This window comes from Tistrella bauzanensis (assembly GCF_014636235.1).
In the GTDB taxonomy this organism is placed as follows: domain Bacteria; phylum Pseudomonadota; class Alphaproteobacteria; order Tistrellales; family Tistrellaceae; genus Tistrella; species Tistrella bauzanensis.
Genome location: NZ_BMDZ01000028.1, coordinates 50,328 through 66,937, shown reverse-complemented (window position 1 = coordinate 66,937; position 16,610 = coordinate 50,328). Strand labels below are relative to the sequence as shown.

At 67.0% G+C, this 16,610-nt stretch carries 15 protein-coding genes; 10 read left to right on the top strand and 5 right to left on the bottom strand.

What is annotated here, in order from left to right; genetic code table 11:
- Positions 1-121: 121 nt before the first annotated feature.
- The 7 genes from IEW15_RS12810 to IEW15_RS12780 all read left to right on the top strand — a co-directional run bounded on the left by IEW15_RS12810 (position 122) and on the right by IEW15_RS12780 (position 9,880).
- The gene (locus tag IEW15_RS12810) at positions 122-610 is read left to right on the top strand and encodes an acyl-CoA thioesterase (RefSeq protein ID WP_188578455.1); all 489 of its coding nucleotides are present in this window, start codon (positions 122-124) and stop codon (positions 608-610) included.
- Positions 607-1,623, top strand: a complete 1,017-nt coding sequence (locus IEW15_RS12805) for a zinc-dependent alcohol dehydrogenase family protein (RefSeq protein ID WP_188578453.1) — start codon at positions 607-609, stop codon at positions 1,621-1,623. The genes IEW15_RS12810 and IEW15_RS12805 overlap by 4 nt, the downstream gene beginning before the upstream one ends.
- Positions 1,624-1,648: 25 nt before the next feature.
- Positions 1,649-3,325, top strand: coding sequence for a class I adenylate-forming enzyme family protein (locus IEW15_RS12800; protein ID WP_188578451.1), 1,677 nt, complete (start codon positions 1,649-1,651; stop codon positions 3,323-3,325).
- Positions 3,326-3,586: 261 nt separating this feature from the next.
- Positions 3,587-4,228: a TetR/AcrR family transcriptional regulator gene (locus tag IEW15_RS12795; protein WP_188578447.1), complete on the top strand. Its 642-nt coding sequence runs from the start codon at positions 3,587-3,589 to the stop codon at positions 4,226-4,228.
- 45 nt (positions 4,229-4,273) lie between these two features.
- Complete coding sequence (locus IEW15_RS12790) at positions 4,274-5,407, top strand: efflux RND transporter periplasmic adaptor subunit (protein WP_188578445.1); 1,134 nt, start codon at positions 4,274-4,276, stop codon at positions 5,405-5,407.
- 100 nt (positions 5,408-5,507) lie between these two features.
- Positions 5,508-8,684: an efflux RND transporter permease subunit gene (locus IEW15_RS12785; protein WP_188578443.1), complete on the top strand. Its 3,177-nt coding sequence runs from the start codon at positions 5,508-5,510 to the stop codon at positions 8,682-8,684.
- Between the two features lie 143 nt (positions 8,685-8,827).
- Positions 8,828-9,880, top strand: coding sequence for a fatty acid desaturase (locus IEW15_RS12780; RefSeq protein ID WP_229708062.1), 1,053 nt, complete (start codon positions 8,828-8,830; stop codon positions 9,878-9,880).
- Positions 9,881-9,927: 47 nt separating this feature from the next.
- Here IEW15_RS12780 and IEW15_RS12775 read toward each other — a convergent pair whose 3' ends face one another.
- Positions 9,928-10,176, bottom strand: coding sequence for a hypothetical protein (locus IEW15_RS12775; protein ID WP_188578441.1), 249 nt, complete (start codon positions 10,174-10,176; stop codon positions 9,928-9,930).
- A 186-nt stretch (positions 10,177-10,362) separates the two neighbouring features.
- Positions 10,363-11,469, bottom strand: coding sequence for a zinc ABC transporter substrate-binding protein (locus tag IEW15_RS12770; RefSeq protein ID WP_188578440.1), 1,107 nt, complete (start codon positions 11,467-11,469; stop codon positions 10,363-10,365).
- A gap of 107 nt (positions 11,470-11,576) precedes the next feature.
- Here IEW15_RS12770 and IEW15_RS12765 point away from each other — a divergent pair, with 107 nt between their 5' ends.
- The 3 genes from IEW15_RS12765 to IEW15_RS12755 are packed head-to-tail and all read left to right on the top strand — an operon-like array spanning position 11,577 to position 13,832.
- Positions 11,577-12,134, top strand: a complete 558-nt coding sequence (locus IEW15_RS12765; RefSeq protein WP_188578438.1) for a transcriptional repressor — start codon at positions 11,577-11,579, stop codon at positions 12,132-12,134.
- On the top strand, positions 12,131-12,988 hold the full coding sequence (locus IEW15_RS12760) for an ATP-binding cassette domain-containing protein (RefSeq protein ID WP_188578436.1): 858 nt from the start codon (positions 12,131-12,133) through the stop codon (positions 12,986-12,988). The genes IEW15_RS12765 and IEW15_RS12760 overlap by 4 nt, the downstream gene beginning before the upstream one ends.
- Positions 12,989-12,998: 10 nt before the next feature.
- Entirely contained in the window at positions 12,999-13,832 is an 834-nt protein-coding gene (locus tag IEW15_RS12755) for a metal ABC transporter permease (RefSeq protein WP_188578434.1), read from the top strand.
- Here IEW15_RS12755 and IEW15_RS12750 read toward each other — a convergent pair.
- Genes IEW15_RS12750 through IEW15_RS12740 form a run of 3 tightly spaced genes read right to left on the bottom strand, consistent with a single transcriptional unit; the run spans position 13,781 to position 16,591 of the window.
- The gene (locus tag IEW15_RS12750) at positions 13,781-14,608 is read right to left on the bottom strand and encodes an ABC transporter permease (protein ID WP_188578432.1); all 828 of its coding nucleotides are present in this window, start codon (positions 14,606-14,608) and stop codon (positions 13,781-13,783) included. The genes IEW15_RS12755 and IEW15_RS12750 overlap by 52 nt on opposite strands.
- On the bottom strand, positions 14,605-15,489 hold the full coding sequence (locus IEW15_RS12745) for an ABC transporter permease (RefSeq protein ID WP_188578430.1): 885 nt from the start codon (positions 15,487-15,489) through the stop codon (positions 14,605-14,607). The genes IEW15_RS12750 and IEW15_RS12745 overlap by 4 nt, the downstream gene beginning before the upstream one ends.
- Positions 15,482-16,591, bottom strand: coding sequence for an ABC transporter ATP-binding protein (locus IEW15_RS12740; RefSeq protein WP_188578428.1), 1,110 nt, complete (start codon positions 16,589-16,591; stop codon positions 15,482-15,484). Before IEW15_RS12740 ends, IEW15_RS12745 begins: the two co-directional genes overlap by 8 nt.
- Between the last annotated feature and the right edge of the window lie 19 nt (positions 16,592-16,610).

Below are 16,610 nucleotides of genomic sequence, written 5' to 3'. Positions count from 1 at the left end.
GAGGATTCGACACCCCGAGCCTAACGGCTCAAGGCGAGCAACGCCGCTCTCCCTTTTTCAACAATGACCGGGACATCCCCCTAATCTCGCCGCCCCGCACACGAGCCCGAGGTTCGGATACATGGCCCGCGCGCATTTCGCCTATTTTCATCCCTTCGAGATCCGGTTTTCCGAGGTCGACATGCATGGCCATGTCTTCAACGGCCGCTATCTGGATTTCTTCGACACCGCGGTGACCGGGTTTCTGGTGGCGCGCGGCTGCGACGAGATTCTGTCGGTGGATGGGGCCGGAAACGGGGTGGATATGGCGGATGCCGCGGCGCCGGTCTATTTCGTGCGGCGCGCGGGCGTCGAGTTCCTGGCCCCCGTGCGCTTCCGTCAGCGGGTCGAGGTGGCGGTGGGCATCGCCCGCATGGGCCGGTCGTCGCTGTCCTTCGCGCTTGAGGTTCATGGCGAGGGCGAGGATGCGCCGCGCGCGTGTGGCGAGATCGTCTGGGTGGCCGTCGACCGGGCTACCGGCCGCAGCGCCGCACTGCCGGCCAGCTTGCGCGACAAGCTGGCCCCGGCGCTGCTGCCGCAGGACGCGGCCCCCGCATCCGGCGGCGCATGACCGGCCGGCCGGCCGGCCGGGCGCTGGTCTTCCGCCAGTTCGGTGACCCGGCATCGGTTCTGGCGCTGGAACCGCAGGCGATGCCGGTTGCGGGCGGCGTCGACGCGGATGCCGTGGTGGTGCGGATGTCATGCCGGCCGGTCAATCCGTCGGACCTGATCCCGATCACCGGCGCCTATGCCCATCGAGTGGTGCCGCCGCGCATCGCCGGATATGAGGGTGTCGGGCTGGTCGAGCAGGCGCATTCCGGCTGTGGTCTCGCCGTGGGAGACCGCGTTCTGCCGCTGCGCGGTGGCGGCACCTGGGCCAGTTTCGTGGTGGCGCCGGCGCGATACTGCGTTCCGGTTCCGGCGTCGATCGACGATGAGGCCGCCGCGCAGGCCTATATCAATCCGCTGACGGCCTGGGCGCTGCTGGTCGATGATCTGGCCTTGCCACGGGGTGCGGTGATCGCGATCGATGCGGCCGGATCGGCGTTCACGGCGGTGGTCCTGGCCCTGGCGGCCGATCACGGCTGGTCGGTGGTGGCCGTGACCACGGCGCCGCAACGCGCGGCCGGCCTGCTGGCGGCCGGTGCCGCCGCGGTCGTTGCGGTTGCGCCAGACGACACCGCACCAGGCCTTGCCGCCCATATCCGCCGGGCTGCGGGCGCGGCGATCGATGCCGGGCTCGATGCGGTCGGCGGCATGATCGGCAGGGCTGTGGCGTTGTCTGTCTCACCGGGTGGCGCATTTCGTGTCTATGGGCTGCTTTCGGGCCAGCCGCTGCCGGCAGCCCTTGCCGGAGAGGTGGCGGGCGGGGTAACAGTAAGACCGTTCTGGTTGCGTCACTGGCAGGATCGGGCCACGGTGGACCGCTGGTCCGAGGGCTTCGCCTGGATCTTCGATGCCCTGGCGCGCCGCCGGCTGACCCTGCCGGTCGCCGAGGCATTTGGCCTGGATGACTGGCAGGCGGCGCTTGTCGCGGCCGCGCGTCGTGACCGCCAGGGCAAGGTGCTGCTGTCAGGTGGCTGAGCTGACCCAAGCGGAGTGCCCGTCGATGCCCGGTGACGGACCGATGCCGGATGTGCCGGCGCATGATGACCCGGCGATGAACACCATGTTCGCCGGCTTTCTGGCGCAGGCGCGCCTGAGACCTTCGGCCGAGGCCGTGGTGCTGGGGGCTGCCCGCATCGACTATGCACGGCTGCGCACCCGGGGGCTTGCGATCGCGCAGGCGGTCGCGGCGCTGCCGCCACCGGGTGCGGCGGCCCGGACCGTCCGGCCAGCGCGTCTGCGATCGCTGAAGGTCGTGGCGCTGATTCTGGACAACCGGCTGGAATTCGTCGAAGCCTTCATCGGCACGGTGATGGCCGGCGCGGTGGTTCTGGTCATCGATCCCAAGCTGACACCGGAACAGGGGCAGGGGCTGCTCGACAGCCTGCGTCCCGATCTGTTGATCCACGATCCGGCGGTGGCCCCCTGGTCTGGGAGCCACGATGCCGGCGCCGCAGCCGGCGGTGTTCTGGTGGTCACTGGTGGTGCCGACTGCGCCTATCGGCGCTGGCGCGACCGGGCGACGGCGCGGCTGGGGCCCGGCGACGGGCCGGCGCGCATCGATCCGTCGACCCCGTTCCTGATCGCGACCACCTCCGGCACCTCGTCGGCGCCCAAGGCCTTTATCCGCGATCATGCGTCCTGGGCTGAAAGCTTCCGCAACAGCATCGCCGAATTCGGTGTGATGCCGGGTGAACGGGTGCTGGCATTGGGGCCATTGGTCCATGGCCTGTCGCTCTATGCCACCATGGAGGCGCTGGCCGCGGGGGCGACGGCGGTGCTGATGCAGCGTTTCGATGCGGTGCGCGCCGCCGAGGTCGCATCGGCGGAGCGGGCCGACGTGATGGTGGGTGTGCCCACCATGTTCGATACGCTGGCCCAGGGGCTGGAGGCGGCCGGCAGCCGGATTGCCAGTGTCCGGGCCATTGTGTCGGCCGGCGCCAAGCTGCCGCCGGCCATGGCCGCGATCCTGCGCGCGGCGCTGCCACGGGCCGAGATCCAGGAATATTACGGTGCGTCGGAACTCAGCTTCGTCACCCTGGCGCGCAGCAGCCGGGGCGATCCGCCGGAATCGGTCGGTCGGGCCTTTCATGGCGTGTCTCTACGCATCGTCGACCCCGATGGCCGGCCGCTGTCGGCGGGCGAGGTCGGCCGCATCGATGTGCGCAGCCGCATGGTGTCGTCGGGCTACATACTGGGTGGCGAGGACGGCAGCGGTTTCCTGGCGCTCGACGGTGGATGGTATACGGTCGGCGATCTGGGCCGGCTGGACGATCGGGGGCGATTGTACATTCTGGGCCGCGCCGGCGGCATGATCATCACCGGTGGCCTGAACGTCTATCCGGGCGAAGTGGAGGCGGCGGTGCTGTCGGTGCCGGGCATCGCCGAGGCGTTTGTGTTCGGCGATCCGGACCCGCATTGGGGCCAGCAGGTGGCGGTGGTTCTGCGGGGCGAGGGTGAGGCCGCGGCCGATCTCCATGTCCTGCGCGCGGCGCTCGACGGCCGGCTGGCCCGGCACAAGCAGCCGCGCCTGTTGTGGCGGGTCGGCGACTGGCCGCTGGCGACCAGCGGCAAGATCGCCCGGGGCCGGGTGCTCGACATGCTGGGCGCCGGCAAGCTGGGCGCGCCGCAGCGGCTTCACGACTCTATGACACCGGGTGCGGCGCGCGAACGCGCCTGAGGGACGCCGGGTGCGGCGCACGAACGCGCCTGAGGCATCGGCCGACGCGATCTCTGACGATCGTTCCTCTATAGATCCCCGTATACACGGAGCTTTTTGCGCCATGCAGGGTTAGGTCCGTCCTCGCCCGACGGGCCGGCGCGGCATTTTTGTGCCCTGCCATTGACGCCTGATGACTGACGATTTATCTCTTTCGTCAGGGATCAGTCTTTATCCCGCCTCACAAGGCTGGGGCATGCCGATCACGAGGCCATACCCATAATGAACGTCCGCACGGATCACGACGAAACCCGGGCCCGCATCGCCGATGTCGCGGAAGAGCTGTTCCGCCGGCTCGGCTATGCCAAGACCACGGTCGCCGATATCGCATCGGAACTCGGCATGTCGCCGGCCAATGTCTATCGCTTCTTCCCGTCGAAGAGCGCGATCGTTCAGAACATCTGCTGCCGCTTTCTCGACGAGGTGCGCGAGCGATGCGATGCGATCGCCGGCCGACCTGAGCCGGCATCTGTGCGGATTGAGGCGATGATGCTCGACATCCTGGGCTATCACCGCCGGATCGTGCTCAGGGAACAGCGCATACACGACGTGGTTCTGGTCGGCATTCGCGAGAACTGGGATGCGATCATGGCGCATAAGGAAGACATCCGGGCGATCATGGCGCGCATTCTGGCCGACGGCGCCGCGAACGGCGAGTTTCCAGGTCTGGACGCCGATGATGCCGCAACCGCGCTGATGAATGCCGGCAACCGCTTCTGCCATCCCGTGATGATCGCCGACGGCCTGGATGAAGACCTCGATACCGAGGCGCGGCGCATGCTGCGCTACATGTTTGCCGGTTTTCGGGCCGGCGTCGGGGCGTTTTCGCCCCCCTCGACGTCCCCGCATCCGCAAAACGCCTGATGGCCCGCCGGACCGGTTCCGGCAGCCAAGGAGCCCGAGACGATCATGACGCGCATCCGCCCCTCCATTCACCCGACCACCCGCCTGGCATTGCATATCCCGCGTCCGGCCATGGCGGCGACGCTGCTGGCCGTGGCTCTGGCCCTTGGCGGCTGCAAGGAGCCGACCCGTGCCGATGCCCCGCCGCCCGAACGGCCGGTGCGGGTGGCGACGGTCGCCTATACCAATGCTGCCGAGACCCGCGATTTCGTGGGGGTCGTCCGGGCGCGGACCGAAAGCGCGCTGGGCTTCCGGGTGGGCGGCAAGCTGGTTGAGCGGCCGGTCGATGTCGGCGATCGGGTTGCTGCCGGCCAGGTGGTGGCAAAACTCGATCACACCGATCTTGGCCTTCAGGTCGCCAGCGCCGAGGCCGAACTGTCGGCGGCGCGGTCCAGCTATGCCCAGGCGAAATCCGACGAAGCCCGCTATGCCAGCCTGCGCAGTCGCGGCTTTGCGCCGGTTGCGGAATATGAGCGCAAGAAATCGGCGCTCGACGCGGCCGCCAGCCGGGTGGAGCAGGCGCGCCGGTCGCTCGATCTGGCCCGCAACCAACTGGATTATGGCGACCTTCAGGCCGATGCCGATGGCGTGGTGGTCTCGGTGGGTGCCGAGCCGGGGCAGGTGGTCGCCACTGGACAGACCGTGGTGACCATCGCCCGTGATGGCCCGCGTGAGGCCCTGGTCGCCCTGCCGGAAGCCTGGCTTGCCGAAGCGCGCCGTGCCGAGGCGACCGTCAGCCTGTGGGCCGAGGGCGATCATCGCTATGCGGCGACGCTGCGCGAACTGGCGCCGCAGGCCGATCCGGCGACCCGCACCTATGCCGCGCGGTTCGAAATTCTATCCGATGACGATGCCGCACCGGCGCTGGGCATGACCGCGACCGTCACCCTGGCGCTGCCGGGCGAAGGACCGGTGGCGCGCCTGCCGCTGGCGGCGGTGATGAACAACGGCCAGGGCCCGGCGGTGTTCGTGGTCGATCCGGCCACCTCGACCCTCAACTGGCGGCCGGTCGCATTGAAGGGGTTCACCGAGGATGTCGCCATGGTTCAGAGCGGCCTCGATGCGGGCGAACGGGTGGTGACGCTGGGCGTGCATCAGCTGCGCGAAGGTGTGGCCGTCCGCATCCTCGACGGCGGCTGACCGCCCCTGCATCAGCCCCGATGCCGGCCGGCGCCAAGCTGCGGGCCGCTCCCAGACAGATTCCGCGGCGTTCCGGCCCGCGACACCATCCGAGGCCATGATGACCGAAGAGACACCGGGCGGCAGCCGCCCGGAGACCGGCGAGACGCCAGACCGTCCCGGCGAGGGATCACCGCGCGATGGTGGCGGGTTCAACCTGTCGGCCTGGGCGATCAATCATCGCGCGCTTGTGCTGTTCCTGATCCTGATCCTGGGCATCGGGGGGTTGTGGTCCTATACCCAGCTGGGGCGCGCGGAAGACCCGTCCTTCACCATCAAGACCATGGTGGTTTCGGCGCGTTGGCCCGGTGCCACCACGCTGGAGATGCAGTCTCAGGTCGCCGACGAGATCGAGAAGAAGCTTCAGGAACTGCCGCATCTGGAACGGCTGGATACCTATTCCCAGCCAGGCGCCAGCTTCATCCAGGTGACCCTGTCCGACAGCACCCCGCCCGGTGACGTCAAGGATCTGTGGTATCAGGTGCGCAAGAAGGTTGGCGATATCCGCAACCGCCTGCCATCCGGCGTGCTGGGGCCGTTCTACAACGACGAATATGGCGACGTGTATTCGGCGCTGTATATGATCACCGCCGACGGGCTGGATCCGGCAGCGCTTGAGAAAGTGGCCGAGCATATGCGCTCGCGGCTGCTGAAGGTGCCCGACGTCACCAAGGTCGATGTCATCGGCGCGCAGGATCAGCGGATCTGGGTGGAATTCAGCCACACCCGGCTTGCGACGCTGGGCATCACGCCCGAGGCGATCTTCGACAGCGTCGGTCGGCAGAACGCGGTGTCGCCCGCGGGATCGATCGATACCACCGCCGACCGCATCCATCTCAGGGTCACCGGCGCCTTCGATGCCGTGGAGCGGATCGCCGCCACACCGGTCGAAGCCAATGGGCGGGTTTTCAGGCTGGGTGACGTCGCCGATGTCCGGCGCGGCTTCGAGGATCCGAGCGATTTTCTGGTGCGCCAGGGCGGCAAGCCGGCTCTGGGCGTCGGCGTCGCCATGGAGGACGGGGCCAACATCCTGACCCTGGGCGAGAACCTGACCGCCGCGATGGCCACCATCCGCGCCGAGCTGCCGGTGGGCATCGATGTCGAGCAGATCGCCGACCAGCCGCATGTGGTGGAAGACTCGGTCGCCGAATTCGTGAAGGTGTTTCTGGAGGCGCTGGCGATCGTGCTGGCGGTGAGCTTCCTGTCGCTGGGGCTGCGCACCGGCATCGTGGTGGCGCTGTCGGTACCGCTGGTGCTGGCGATCGTGTTCCTGGTGATGTTCGCGATCGGCATGGATCTGCACCGCATCTCGCTGGGCGCGCTGATCATCGCCCTGGGCCTCCTGGTCGACGACGCCATCATCGCCATCGAAATGATGGTGGTGAAGATGGAACAGGGCTGGAGCCGGGCGCGTGCGGCCACCTTCGCCTGGACATCCACCGCCTTTCCGATGCTGACCGGCACCCTGGTGACTGCGGCCGGCTTCCTGCCGGTCGGTTTCGCCAAGTCCAGCTCCGGCGAATATGCCGGCGCGATCTTCTGGGTGGTCGGTATCGCGCTGATCGCGTCGTGGTTCGTGGCGGTGATCTTCACGCCCTATCTGGGTTTCAAACTGCTGCCAGACTACTCTAAGAAGAAGCATCATAACCCTGACGCCGTGTACGAAACCCGGGTCTATCGCATCCTGCGCCGGATGATCGCCTGGTGCGTGGGGCATCGCATCCTGGTGATCCTGATCACGGTGGCATTGTTCGCCGGCGCCGTCTTCGGCACCAGCAAGGTGCCGCAGCAGTTCTTCCCCACCTCGACCCGTCCGGAGCTGTTCCTGGAACTGCGGATGCCGGAAGGCACGGCCATCGGCGTCACCGATGCCGCCGCGCGCTCCGCCGAACAGCTTCTGGTCGGTGACGACGATATCCAGTACTACACCACCTATGTCGGTCAGGGCTCGCCGCGCTTCTGGCTGGGGCTGAACCCGGTGCTGCCCAACACCGCCTTCGCCCAGATCGTGATCCTGACCCGCGACACCGAGGCGCGTGAACGGGTGAAGGCGCGGCTGGACAAGGCATTGGAGGCGGGGGCTGTTCCAGAGGCGCGGGCACGTGTCGACCGGTTCGTGTTCGGCCCGCCGGTGGGCTTTCCGGTCCAGTTCCGCGTGGTCGGCGACGACCCGCTGAAGGTGCGCGACTATGCCTATCAGGTCCGTGACATCATGTTGCGGAACGACAAGGTGGTCGATCCGCATCTGAACTGGAACGAACAGCAGAAGAGCCTGCGTCTGCAGGTGGATCAGGACCGGGCGCGGGCGTTGGGGATGACGCCGTCCGATATCTCGGAAACCCTGCGCACCCTGCTCGACGGTCGCACCATCACCCAGTACCGCGAGGGTAACGACCTGATCGACGTGGTGGCCCGCGCGGTGCCCGATGAACGGCTCGACCTCGACCGGCTGCCGGCCTTGACCATCGCCAGCCGCAATGGCGTGGCCGTGCCGCTGGATCAGGTGGTGCGCATCGATTACGTGTTCGAGGAACCGATCCTGTGGCGCCGCAACCGCGAGATCGTGCTGACCGTGCGCGGCGACGTGATCGACGGCGTGCAGCCGCCGGATGTCACCAATGAACTGCTGCCGGCGCTGGCCGATCTGAAGGCGTCACTGCCGGAAGGCTATCGGATCGACACCGGCGGCGCGATCGAGGAAAGCGCCAAGGCCAACAAGGCGATCGCCGCGGTCATGCCGGTGATGCTGATCGTGATGCTCACCATCCTGATGGTGCAGGTGCAGTCGTTCTCGCGGCTGTTCCTGGTGATCCTGACGGCACCGCTGGGCCTGATCGGTGCTGTGGGCGCGCTGCTGGTGATGAACGCGCCGTTCGGTTTCGTGGCCTTGCTGGGCCTGATCGCGCTGGCCGGCATGATCATGCGCAACACGGTCATCCTGATCGACCAGATCGAAACCGATGTCCGCGCCGGCCATGCCCGGTCGCGGGCCATCGTCGATGCCACGGTGCGGCGCGCGCGACCCGTGGTACTGACGGCCGCCGCCGCCATTCTGGGCATGATTCCGCTGTCGAGCAGCGTGTTCTGGGGGCCGCTGGCGCTGACCATCATGGGCGGCCTTCTGGTTGCGACCGCGCTGACGTTGCTGGCGCTGCCGGCGATCTATGCGCTGTGGTTCCGGGTGCCGCGCGCCGAGGTGACGCAGACTGTCGTCGAGGAAAACAGCCATCACCGGTAGACGGGCGGGATGCGTTGCCGGACATGATGCCGGGACATCGATGACCGTGGTGCTCCGTCATCGATGTCCCGGAACTTTCTTTGGCCTCAGGGATTAGCCATGTGATCGGGTAGACTGAAGAGCCCGTTCAAGGAGGCCCATCCATGACCGTCAGCATGTCCGGAACCGGACACGCCACCTCATTTGTCGAATTGCGCCGAATTGTGGCCGGCTTTCAGGGGCCGTTTCTTTGGCGAAGCCTGATTCAGATCGCGACGTCCTTCGGCGGTTTCTTTGCCAGCTGTGCCGCCATGTATCTGTTGCTTGACCTGTCATACTGGCTGAGCCTGCTGCTGGCCCCCCTGGCTGCCGGGTTTCTGGTGCGAATCTTCATCATTCAGCATGATTGCGGCCATCAATCCTTTTTCCGCAGCCGTACCGCGAATGATGTCTGCGGCATCGCGTGCAGTCTGCTGACCCTGACACCCTATCTGTCATGGCGGCGCCAGCACGCCGGACATCATGGCATCTGGAACGATCTCGATAGGCGCCAGAGCGGCGCCGACATCTATTCATCCTGCCTGACGGTGAGTGAATATCAGGCGCTGTCGTCCCGCGACCGGCGATGGTATCGCGTGACCCGGCATCCGCTGGTGGCCAATCTGCTACTGCCGCCGCTGATCTTCATCCTGCTCTATCGTCTGCCCTTCGATATGCCGCCGGCCTGGCGCGCCGAGCGGCGGATGGTGCACGCCACCACCTTGGGAGTGGCGGCGATCCTGATCACGCTTGGTCTGACGGTCGGGTGGGGGGCGATGGTGGCTGTGCAATTGCCGGTGATGGCGCTGGCGGCCATCATCGGCGTCTGGCTGTTTGCGGTTCAGCATCGCGGCGAGACGGTCGTCTGGGCGCGCAATGCCGAGTGGAGCCATGGCACCGCCGCCCTGCACAGTTCCACCTGGCTGGACCTGCCACGGGTCTTGCAGTGGTTCACCGGCAATATCGGCTTCCACCATGTCCATCACCTGAACCCGCGGGTGCCGAACTACCGGCTGGAGGCCTGCCACGCCAGGATCGCGGATGTATCGGCCGTCCCGCCGATGTCGTTTCGCGCCGCGATGCGCAGCCTGCGTTATAACCTGTGGGATGAAGACCAGGGCCGGATGGTGACGTGCCGCGAGGCAGAGCCTGGGCGTGGCGCGACCATGGCCGCGTGACCGGCCATCCCCGTCGATACCAATGTTCATCTGCCGGCGGCGGGTGATCACGCCCGATCGCGCGCGATGGCGGCATCCAGTTCCTGCGGATCGATGGTGATCATCTGGCTGAGGCCTGGGCGCGACGGCAGATCGAGCATCGCCGATATCCGGCGATAGACCGGAAATGACAGCGAGGCGACCAGTTCTTCCTCGATCTCAAGCCGGTATGTACCGGCCGGCAGCGGCTGGTCGAGGCCGGGGATGGTCGCCGGATGAAGAAAGGTCACCGTGCTCTGGGTGATGCGCGTGGTCATGGCCGACGATGTCCCCTTGTTCGGCGTGCCGGAACGACCGCGCCGCGCTACAGGTGGCCATATCCGCGCTGGCATCAATGGTTGCGGCCCGTCTCCGGCACCCGTCCCATAAAGAACGCCCCGGTGCCATCGTCGGCGCCGGGGCTTCGAGGTGCTGCTCAGGCGGAGCAGGGATGAGAAAACCGGTCAGCCGGCGCCGGACAGGCACCCGCTAAGGGACGTGGCCAGCCGCTCCATCAACGCAGGGTAGGCGTCGGCGCCGGCCGTGATGTCGGTGCCGATCGGATCGAGCACGGCGCTGCGGGCCGCGGTGCCTTCGGTCAGTGTTTTCACCAGCCGCGGGTCGAATTGCGGCTCGGCAAACACGCAGACCACGCCACCCTCGGTGATGCGCGCGCGCAGCTCGGAAATCCGCCGGGCGCCGGGCGGCTGCTCGGGGTTCAGCGTCACCGACCCGGCACCCGCCAGACCATAGGCGGATTCGAAATACTGATAGGCATCGTGGAAGACGATATAGGGCTTGTCCTTCACCGCGGCCATTTGTTGTGCCAGTTGCGCGTCAAGGGCGTCCAGCCGGGCATCATAGGCGGTGGCGTTGCGGCGATAGGTGTCGGCATGTGCCGGGTCCGCCTCGGCCAGCACGGCGGCGATACGGGTGACCATGGCGCGGGCATTGGCCGGTGACAGCCATGCATGACCATCGATCATGCCGTGCTCGTGCTCGTGCTCGTGCTCGTGCTCGTCATGGTCATGCCCATCGTGACCATGCCCATCGTGATCATGATCGTCATGCGCGTCGGCATGGGCTTCATGATCATGATCGTCATGCCCGTGATCCTCGCCCTCATGGCCTTCATGGTCATGTTCATGCGGTTCCCACACGCCGCCTTCCCGCACGGGCAGCGTCTTCACACCCGGGGCATCGACCAGAGCGATCGTGTGGGCATCCTTGGCCAGCGTGTCGATGACCCTGGGCATGAAACTCTCGACACCGGGGCCGGCCCAGAATACCAGTGATGCCCGGTCGAGCACCCGCGCATCCGATGGTTTCAGCGCGAAATCATGCGGGCTGGCGGCACCCTGCACCAGCAGCCGAGGCTCCCCCACACCCGCCATCACGCCCGCGACCAGGGCGTGAAGCGGCTTGATGGTGGCAACGACAACGGGCGCATCGGCGGCAGCGGCCACGCCAGCCCCGGTCAGTGCCATGCCTGTCAGTGCCATGCCCGTCAATGCTGTGCCGCAGAACAACAGGGTGGCTGCGGTGCTGCGCACCGGGTTGCGCTTCGCCATGGTCAACATGCACTCCAGATCGGCCACAGGGCTGGCAATGCCCCCGGCATCGATATAACATAACAGTTCACGGCCACAGATTACGGAATGTTATAGCGTAGCGCAAGATGGCAGAGACCCCCACGACCCACGATCATGACCCGGCCCCCCATCACCCCGGCCGGCACGGCGATGCCTTTCCCGGAAATGACCACGATCACCGGGCCTGTGTCGCCACGGCACTGGATCTGGCGGAACGGGTCTGCGCCGCCAATGGCGCGCGGCTGACCGATCTGCGCCGCCGGGTTCTGGAACTGGTGTTGCAGGGGCATGAACCGGTGCGCGCTTATGACGTGCTCGACCGGTTGAAGGACGAACGCAGCGGTGCGGCGCCGCCGACGGTTTATCGGGCGCTGGATTTCCTGCTGGAGCAGGGGCTGGTGCACCGCATCGAGTCGATGAATGCCTTTGTCGGCTGCGGACTGGCCGGGCGGGTGCATAGCGGCCAGTTCCTGATCTGCGACAGCTGCGGCCGGGTGGCGGAACTGAATGATCGTAACAGCGCCGACCGGCTGGCCGCCGTGGCGGCTTCGGCCGGATTCGTCGTCCAGCGCCAGATGGTGGAACTGCACGGGTTGTGTGCCGGCTGTGCGGCATCGCCGGATGCGACGGCAGGTGCGGCATGACCGCGGCCGCCCATCGTCCTGTGGCAGCGATTGCAGACACGGTCGATCCGACGCCGCTGGTCGACATTCGCGGGTTGGTGATCGCGCGCGATGGCCGCCGCCTGCTGGATGGCATAGACCTGGCCATCGCGCCGGGGCGGATCATCAGCCTGATCGGCCCCAATGGCGCGGGCAAATCGACCCTGGTCAAAGTGGCCCTGGGGCTGATCGCACCTGACGAGGGTACGGTCCGGCGCCGGCCGGGTCTGCGGATCGGCTATGTGCCGCAATCGCTGGCGGTGGATCGCACCCTGCCGCTGACCGCGCGCCGCTTCATGACCCTGGCCGATGTCCGTGGCCGCCGGGCCACGGCCGCCGAGATTGCCCAGGCGCTGGCCGAGGCGGGGGCCGAAGGGCTTGAGAACCGGTCCTTCCACAGCCTGTCGGGCGGCGAGGCCAAGCGGGTGATGCTGGCCAGGGCCTTGTTGCAGGCGCCCGATCTTCTGGTGCTGGACGAAGCCGCCGCCCATCTGGACATGCCCGGCCAGATCGCCTTCTATCGCACCTTGCGCACGATCCGCGACCGGCGCGGCTGCGGCATTCTGCTGGTCAGCCATGATCTGCATCTGGTGATGTCGGCGACCGATCACGTGCTGTGCCTGAACGGCCATGTCTGCTGTTCCGGCCATCCCGATGATGTCAGCCGCGATCCGGCGTTCCTGGCGCTGTTCGGGCCGATGGGTGCCGAGGCGCTGGCGCCATATCACCACGCCCACGACCATGTTCACGACCACGTCCATATCCATGGGGCCGGCGCCGCTGACGACTGCACCGCCGGTTGCCGGCAAACCGGCTCCACCCATCCTCATTCATGACCGGCATCCGATGATTTTCGACGCTTTCCTGCTCCGGGCGCTTGCCGGCGGCATCGGTCTGGCCCTGGTGATGGGACCGCTTGGCTGTTTCGTCGTCTGGCGACGCATGGCCTATTTCGGCGACACGCTGGCACATTCGGCGCTGCTCGGCATCACGCTTGGCACCGTCACCGGCTTGGGCTATGGCCCCGGCATCGTCGTGGCCTGCCTGTCCGTCGCCATTCTGCTGGTGGTCTTGAAGCGCCGCCAGCCGCTGGCCGAAGACACGCTGCTCGGCATTCTGGCGCATTCGGCGCTGTCGCTGGGGCTGGTGGCGATGGCGCTGGCCGGCAACCCGCGAGTCGACATGATGGCCTATCTGTTCGGCGACATCCTGGCGATCGACACCGGCGATCTGTGGTCGATCTGGCTGGGCGGTGCCGGTGTGCTGGCGGCCCTGGCCCTGCTGTGGCGCCGCCTGCTGGCGATCACGGTCGACGAGGATCTGGCGCGGGTGGAAGGCGTGCCGGTGCTGGGCGTGCAACTGGCCTTCATGGGGTTGATCGCGCTGGTCATCGCGCTGGCGATGAAGATCGTGGGCGTGCTGCTGGTGACTTCGCTGCTGGTCATTCCCGCCGCCGCCGCCCGCAGGCTTGCCGCCACGCCCGAGGCGATGGCGGCTGCGGCCGCGGGCCTGGGCGCGATCTCGGTCACATTGGGCCTTGGCGCCTCGATGGTCTGGGATCTGCCATCGGGGCCGGCGGTGGTGGTGACGGCGGCAGTGATATTCGGGGTGATCTCGGCAATGCCGCGTCAACTGACCGGCGGAATTCTGCGCGCCGCCCGCCGGCGCAGCAATTCATAGACCACCGCGCCGATGATGGTCAGCGCGATCAGGATCAGCCCCAGCGCGTTGACCGCCGGGGTCACGCCGGTGCGGACCTTGCTTGCGATATACACGGTCAACGGCGTGTCGAAGCCGCGCACGAACAGCGTGGTGTTGTAATTCTCGAAGCTCTGCAGGAAGGCGATGAAGGCGCCGGCCACCATGGTCGGCGCCAGGAAGGGCAGGGTGATGCGCCGGAATGACATCCACGGGCTGGCGCCCAGATCGCGGGCGGCATCTTCCAGCCCGCGATCGAAGCGTTGCAGCCGGGCCTGCACCATCAGCATCACATAGGCCGCGATATAGGTGGATTGGGCGACAATGATCAGGAACAGCCCGCCGCCCACCGCGAGCTGACGCCAGAACACCAGGGTCGAAATGCCGATGATCACGCCGGGCGTCAGCAGCGGCGAGACCATCAGCGCGAAGGCGAAGCTGCGCGATCGGCCGCGCAGGCCATCGAGCAGCAGGGCCGCGGCCGTGCCCACCGGCACTGCCACCACCACCACACCGGCCCCTGCCAGCAGGCTGGTCACCAGCCCGTCCCACATCTGGCTGTCGTGGTACAGCGCCTCGAACCATTTCAGGGTGGTGCCGGTCCAGGGCGTCACGGTGGGCAGCCGGCTGTCATTGAAGGTGGCGGCACCCATCACCACCAGCGGCAGAAACAGATAGAACAGGAACAGGCCCAGATAGAGCCGCATCATCGCCCGGCCCAGGCGGTCGCCGCCGGACGCGCTCGTCGTCGTGCTCATCGCGCGATATCCCCGACGCTTACCTTGAACAGCCGCATCATCACCATGATGAAGCCCATGCAGATCAGCAGCAGCACGAAGGCATAGGCCGCCCCCATATGCCAGTTGCCGCCTTCGAAGAACCAGTCATAGATGATCTGGGTGAACCAGCGGCTGCCGGGCGAGCCCAGCAGGGCGGGCACGGCATACGACCCGGCCGCCAGCATGAAGGTCATGATGCAACCGGTTGCGATACCGGGCTTGGCATGGGGAATGACCACGCGGCGGTGGATGCGCGGCCAGCCGGCGCCCAGGTCGCGCGCGGCATCGATCTGCGCCCGATCGAGGCTTTCGATCGCGTTATAGATCGGGAACACCATGAACAGCACATAGGCATAGACCATGCCGACCAGAACCGCACCATTGCCGTCGATCCAGCGCACCGGCTGATCGATGATGCCCAGGCTCAGCAGCAGGCCGTTCAATGGCCCGTTCAGCGCCAGGATGATGTACCAGGCGAATGTACGAAGCACCTCGTTGATCCAGAACGGGATGATCAGCACCAGCATCACGGTTGCCGCCCGTCGCCGGCTGGCCACCCGCGCCAGATAATAGGCGATCGGATAGCAGGCGATCAGGGTGAGCAGCGTCACCAGGGCGCTGGCCCAGATGGTCTTGATGAAGATCGCGAAATGCAGGCCGTTGCCGAACAGCGACGCATAATTCGCCAGATTGCGGACGTCTTCCGGCCCGCCGACCTTCGATGGCGGCAGGTTGGGGCGCAGCGAATAGTCCAGCATCCAGATCTGCGGCAGCACCACCAGGATCAGCACCCAGACGGCGCTGATGCCCAGAATGGCGATGGCGAGCGCGGGCCCGCGCCGGCGGATCATCTCATTCATCGGCCAGCACCACCGCGTCTGCGGGCCCGAAGGCCAGACCGACCCGGACGCCCCGGGCCAGCGGTGGCAGATTGCCGTCATTCACGAGTTGGGCGACGATCTCGGATGTGGTGCCCGCTCCCGCTGCGGCTCCGGCCTCGATCGGGCGGGTGACCAGATGCAGGAACGGCCCTTCGAAACGCAGATCCTCGACCAGCACCGGGATGGCACCGATGGCACCCAGGCCCTCGGCGGCAGTCAGGCGCATGCGTTCCGGGCGCACGAACAGGCTGGCACGGGTGCCGGCCGGCAGCGGCACCGGCGCCAGACCGGCAAGCGGCCCGAAACCGGTCTCGACCGTTGCGTCGCCGGCGTCGCAGGTCATGATCCTGCCGGGAATGCGGTTCGCCTCACCCACGAATCCGGCGACGAAGGCGGTTCGGGGGCGGTCATAGAGTTCGGCCGGCGCTGCCACCTGCTGGACGCGGCCGGCGCTCATCACCGCCACCTTGTCAGACATCGCAAGGGCTTCGCCCTGGTCATGGGTGATGTAGATGAAGGTGACGCCGGTGCGCTTCTGAAGGCTGCGCAACTCGGCGCGCATATGCTGGCGTAGTTTCAGGTCAAGCGCCGACAGCGGTTCGTCCAGCAGCAGAACCTGCGGCTCCACCGCCAGCGCGCGGGCGATGGCGACGCGCTGGCGCTGCCCGCCCGACAGGTCGGTGACCTTCTTGTCGGCAATGCCGGGCAGGGCGATCACGTCCAGCAGCCGGGCGACGCGCTTGCGCCGGTCCGCGGCCTTGATACCGCGCACCTCCAGCCCGAACCCGATATTTTCGGCCACCGTCATCAGCGGGAACAATGCCAGATTCTGGAAGATCATCGCCGTCGGCCGCTGTTCCGGGCGCTTGCCGGCCATATCCTGGCCGCCGATCACGATCCGGCCCTGGCTCGGCTCCAGAAAACCGCCGATCATCCGCAGCAGCGTGGTCTTGCCGCAGCCCGATGGCCCCAGAATGGAAAAGAAACTGCCGGCCTCGATGCCCAGATCGACATCGTCGACAGCGGCGGGGCCGGCACCGAAGCGCATGGTCACGTGATCGAGCGCGACGCCGTGGCTCATGGAATGGGATCACCTTGCT

What these genes read in the sequence shown, in the direction of transcription:
- IEW15_RS12810 (WP_188578455.1), top strand. Translation starts at nt 122, where the DNA reads ATGGCCCGCGCGCATTTCGCCTATTTTCATCCCTTCGAGATCCGGTTT.
- IEW15_RS12805 (WP_188578453.1), top strand. Translation starts at nt 607, where the DNA reads ATGACCGGCCGGCCGGCCGGCCGGGCGCTGGTCTTCCGCCAGTTCGGT.
- IEW15_RS12800 (WP_188578451.1), top strand. Translation starts at nt 1,649, where the DNA reads ATGCCCGGTGACGGACCGATGCCGGATGTGCCGGCGCATGATGACCCG.
- IEW15_RS12795 (WP_188578447.1), top strand. Translation starts at nt 3,587, where the DNA reads ATGAACGTCCGCACGGATCACGACGAAACCCGGGCCCGCATCGCCGAT.
- IEW15_RS12790 (WP_188578445.1), top strand. Translation starts at nt 4,274, where the DNA reads ATGACGCGCATCCGCCCCTCCATTCACCCGACCACCCGCCTGGCATTG.
- IEW15_RS12785 (WP_188578443.1), top strand. Translation starts at nt 5,508, where the DNA reads ATGACCGAAGAGACACCGGGCGGCAGCCGCCCGGAGACCGGCGAGACG.
- IEW15_RS12780 (WP_229708062.1), top strand. Translation starts at nt 8,828, where the DNA reads ATGACCGTCAGCATGTCCGGAACCGGACACGCCACCTCATTTGTCGAA.
- IEW15_RS12775 (WP_188578441.1), bottom strand. Translation starts at nt 10,176, where the DNA reads ATGACCACGCGCATCACCCAGAGCACGGTGACCTTTCTTCATCCGGCG.
- IEW15_RS12770 (WP_188578440.1), bottom strand. Translation starts at nt 11,469, where the DNA reads ATGGCGAAGCGCAACCCGGTGCGCAGCACCGCAGCCACCCTGTTGTTC.
- IEW15_RS12765 (WP_188578438.1), top strand. Translation starts at nt 11,577, where the DNA reads ATGGCAGAGACCCCCACGACCCACGATCATGACCCGGCCCCCCATCAC.
- IEW15_RS12760 (WP_188578436.1), top strand. Translation starts at nt 12,131, where the DNA reads ATGACCGCGGCCGCCCATCGTCCTGTGGCAGCGATTGCAGACACGGTC.
- IEW15_RS12755 (WP_188578434.1), top strand. Translation starts at nt 12,999, where the DNA reads ATGATTTTCGACGCTTTCCTGCTCCGGGCGCTTGCCGGCGGCATCGGT.
- IEW15_RS12750 (WP_188578432.1), bottom strand. Translation starts at nt 14,608, where the DNA reads ATGAGCACGACGACGAGCGCGTCCGGCGGCGACCGCCTGGGCCGGGCG.
- IEW15_RS12745 (WP_188578430.1), bottom strand. Translation starts at nt 15,489, where the DNA reads ATGAATGAGATGATCCGCCGGCGCGGGCCCGCGCTCGCCATCGCCATT.
- IEW15_RS12740 (WP_188578428.1), bottom strand. Translation starts at nt 16,591, where the DNA reads ATGAGCCACGGCGTCGCGCTCGATCACGTGACCATGCGCTTCGGTGCC.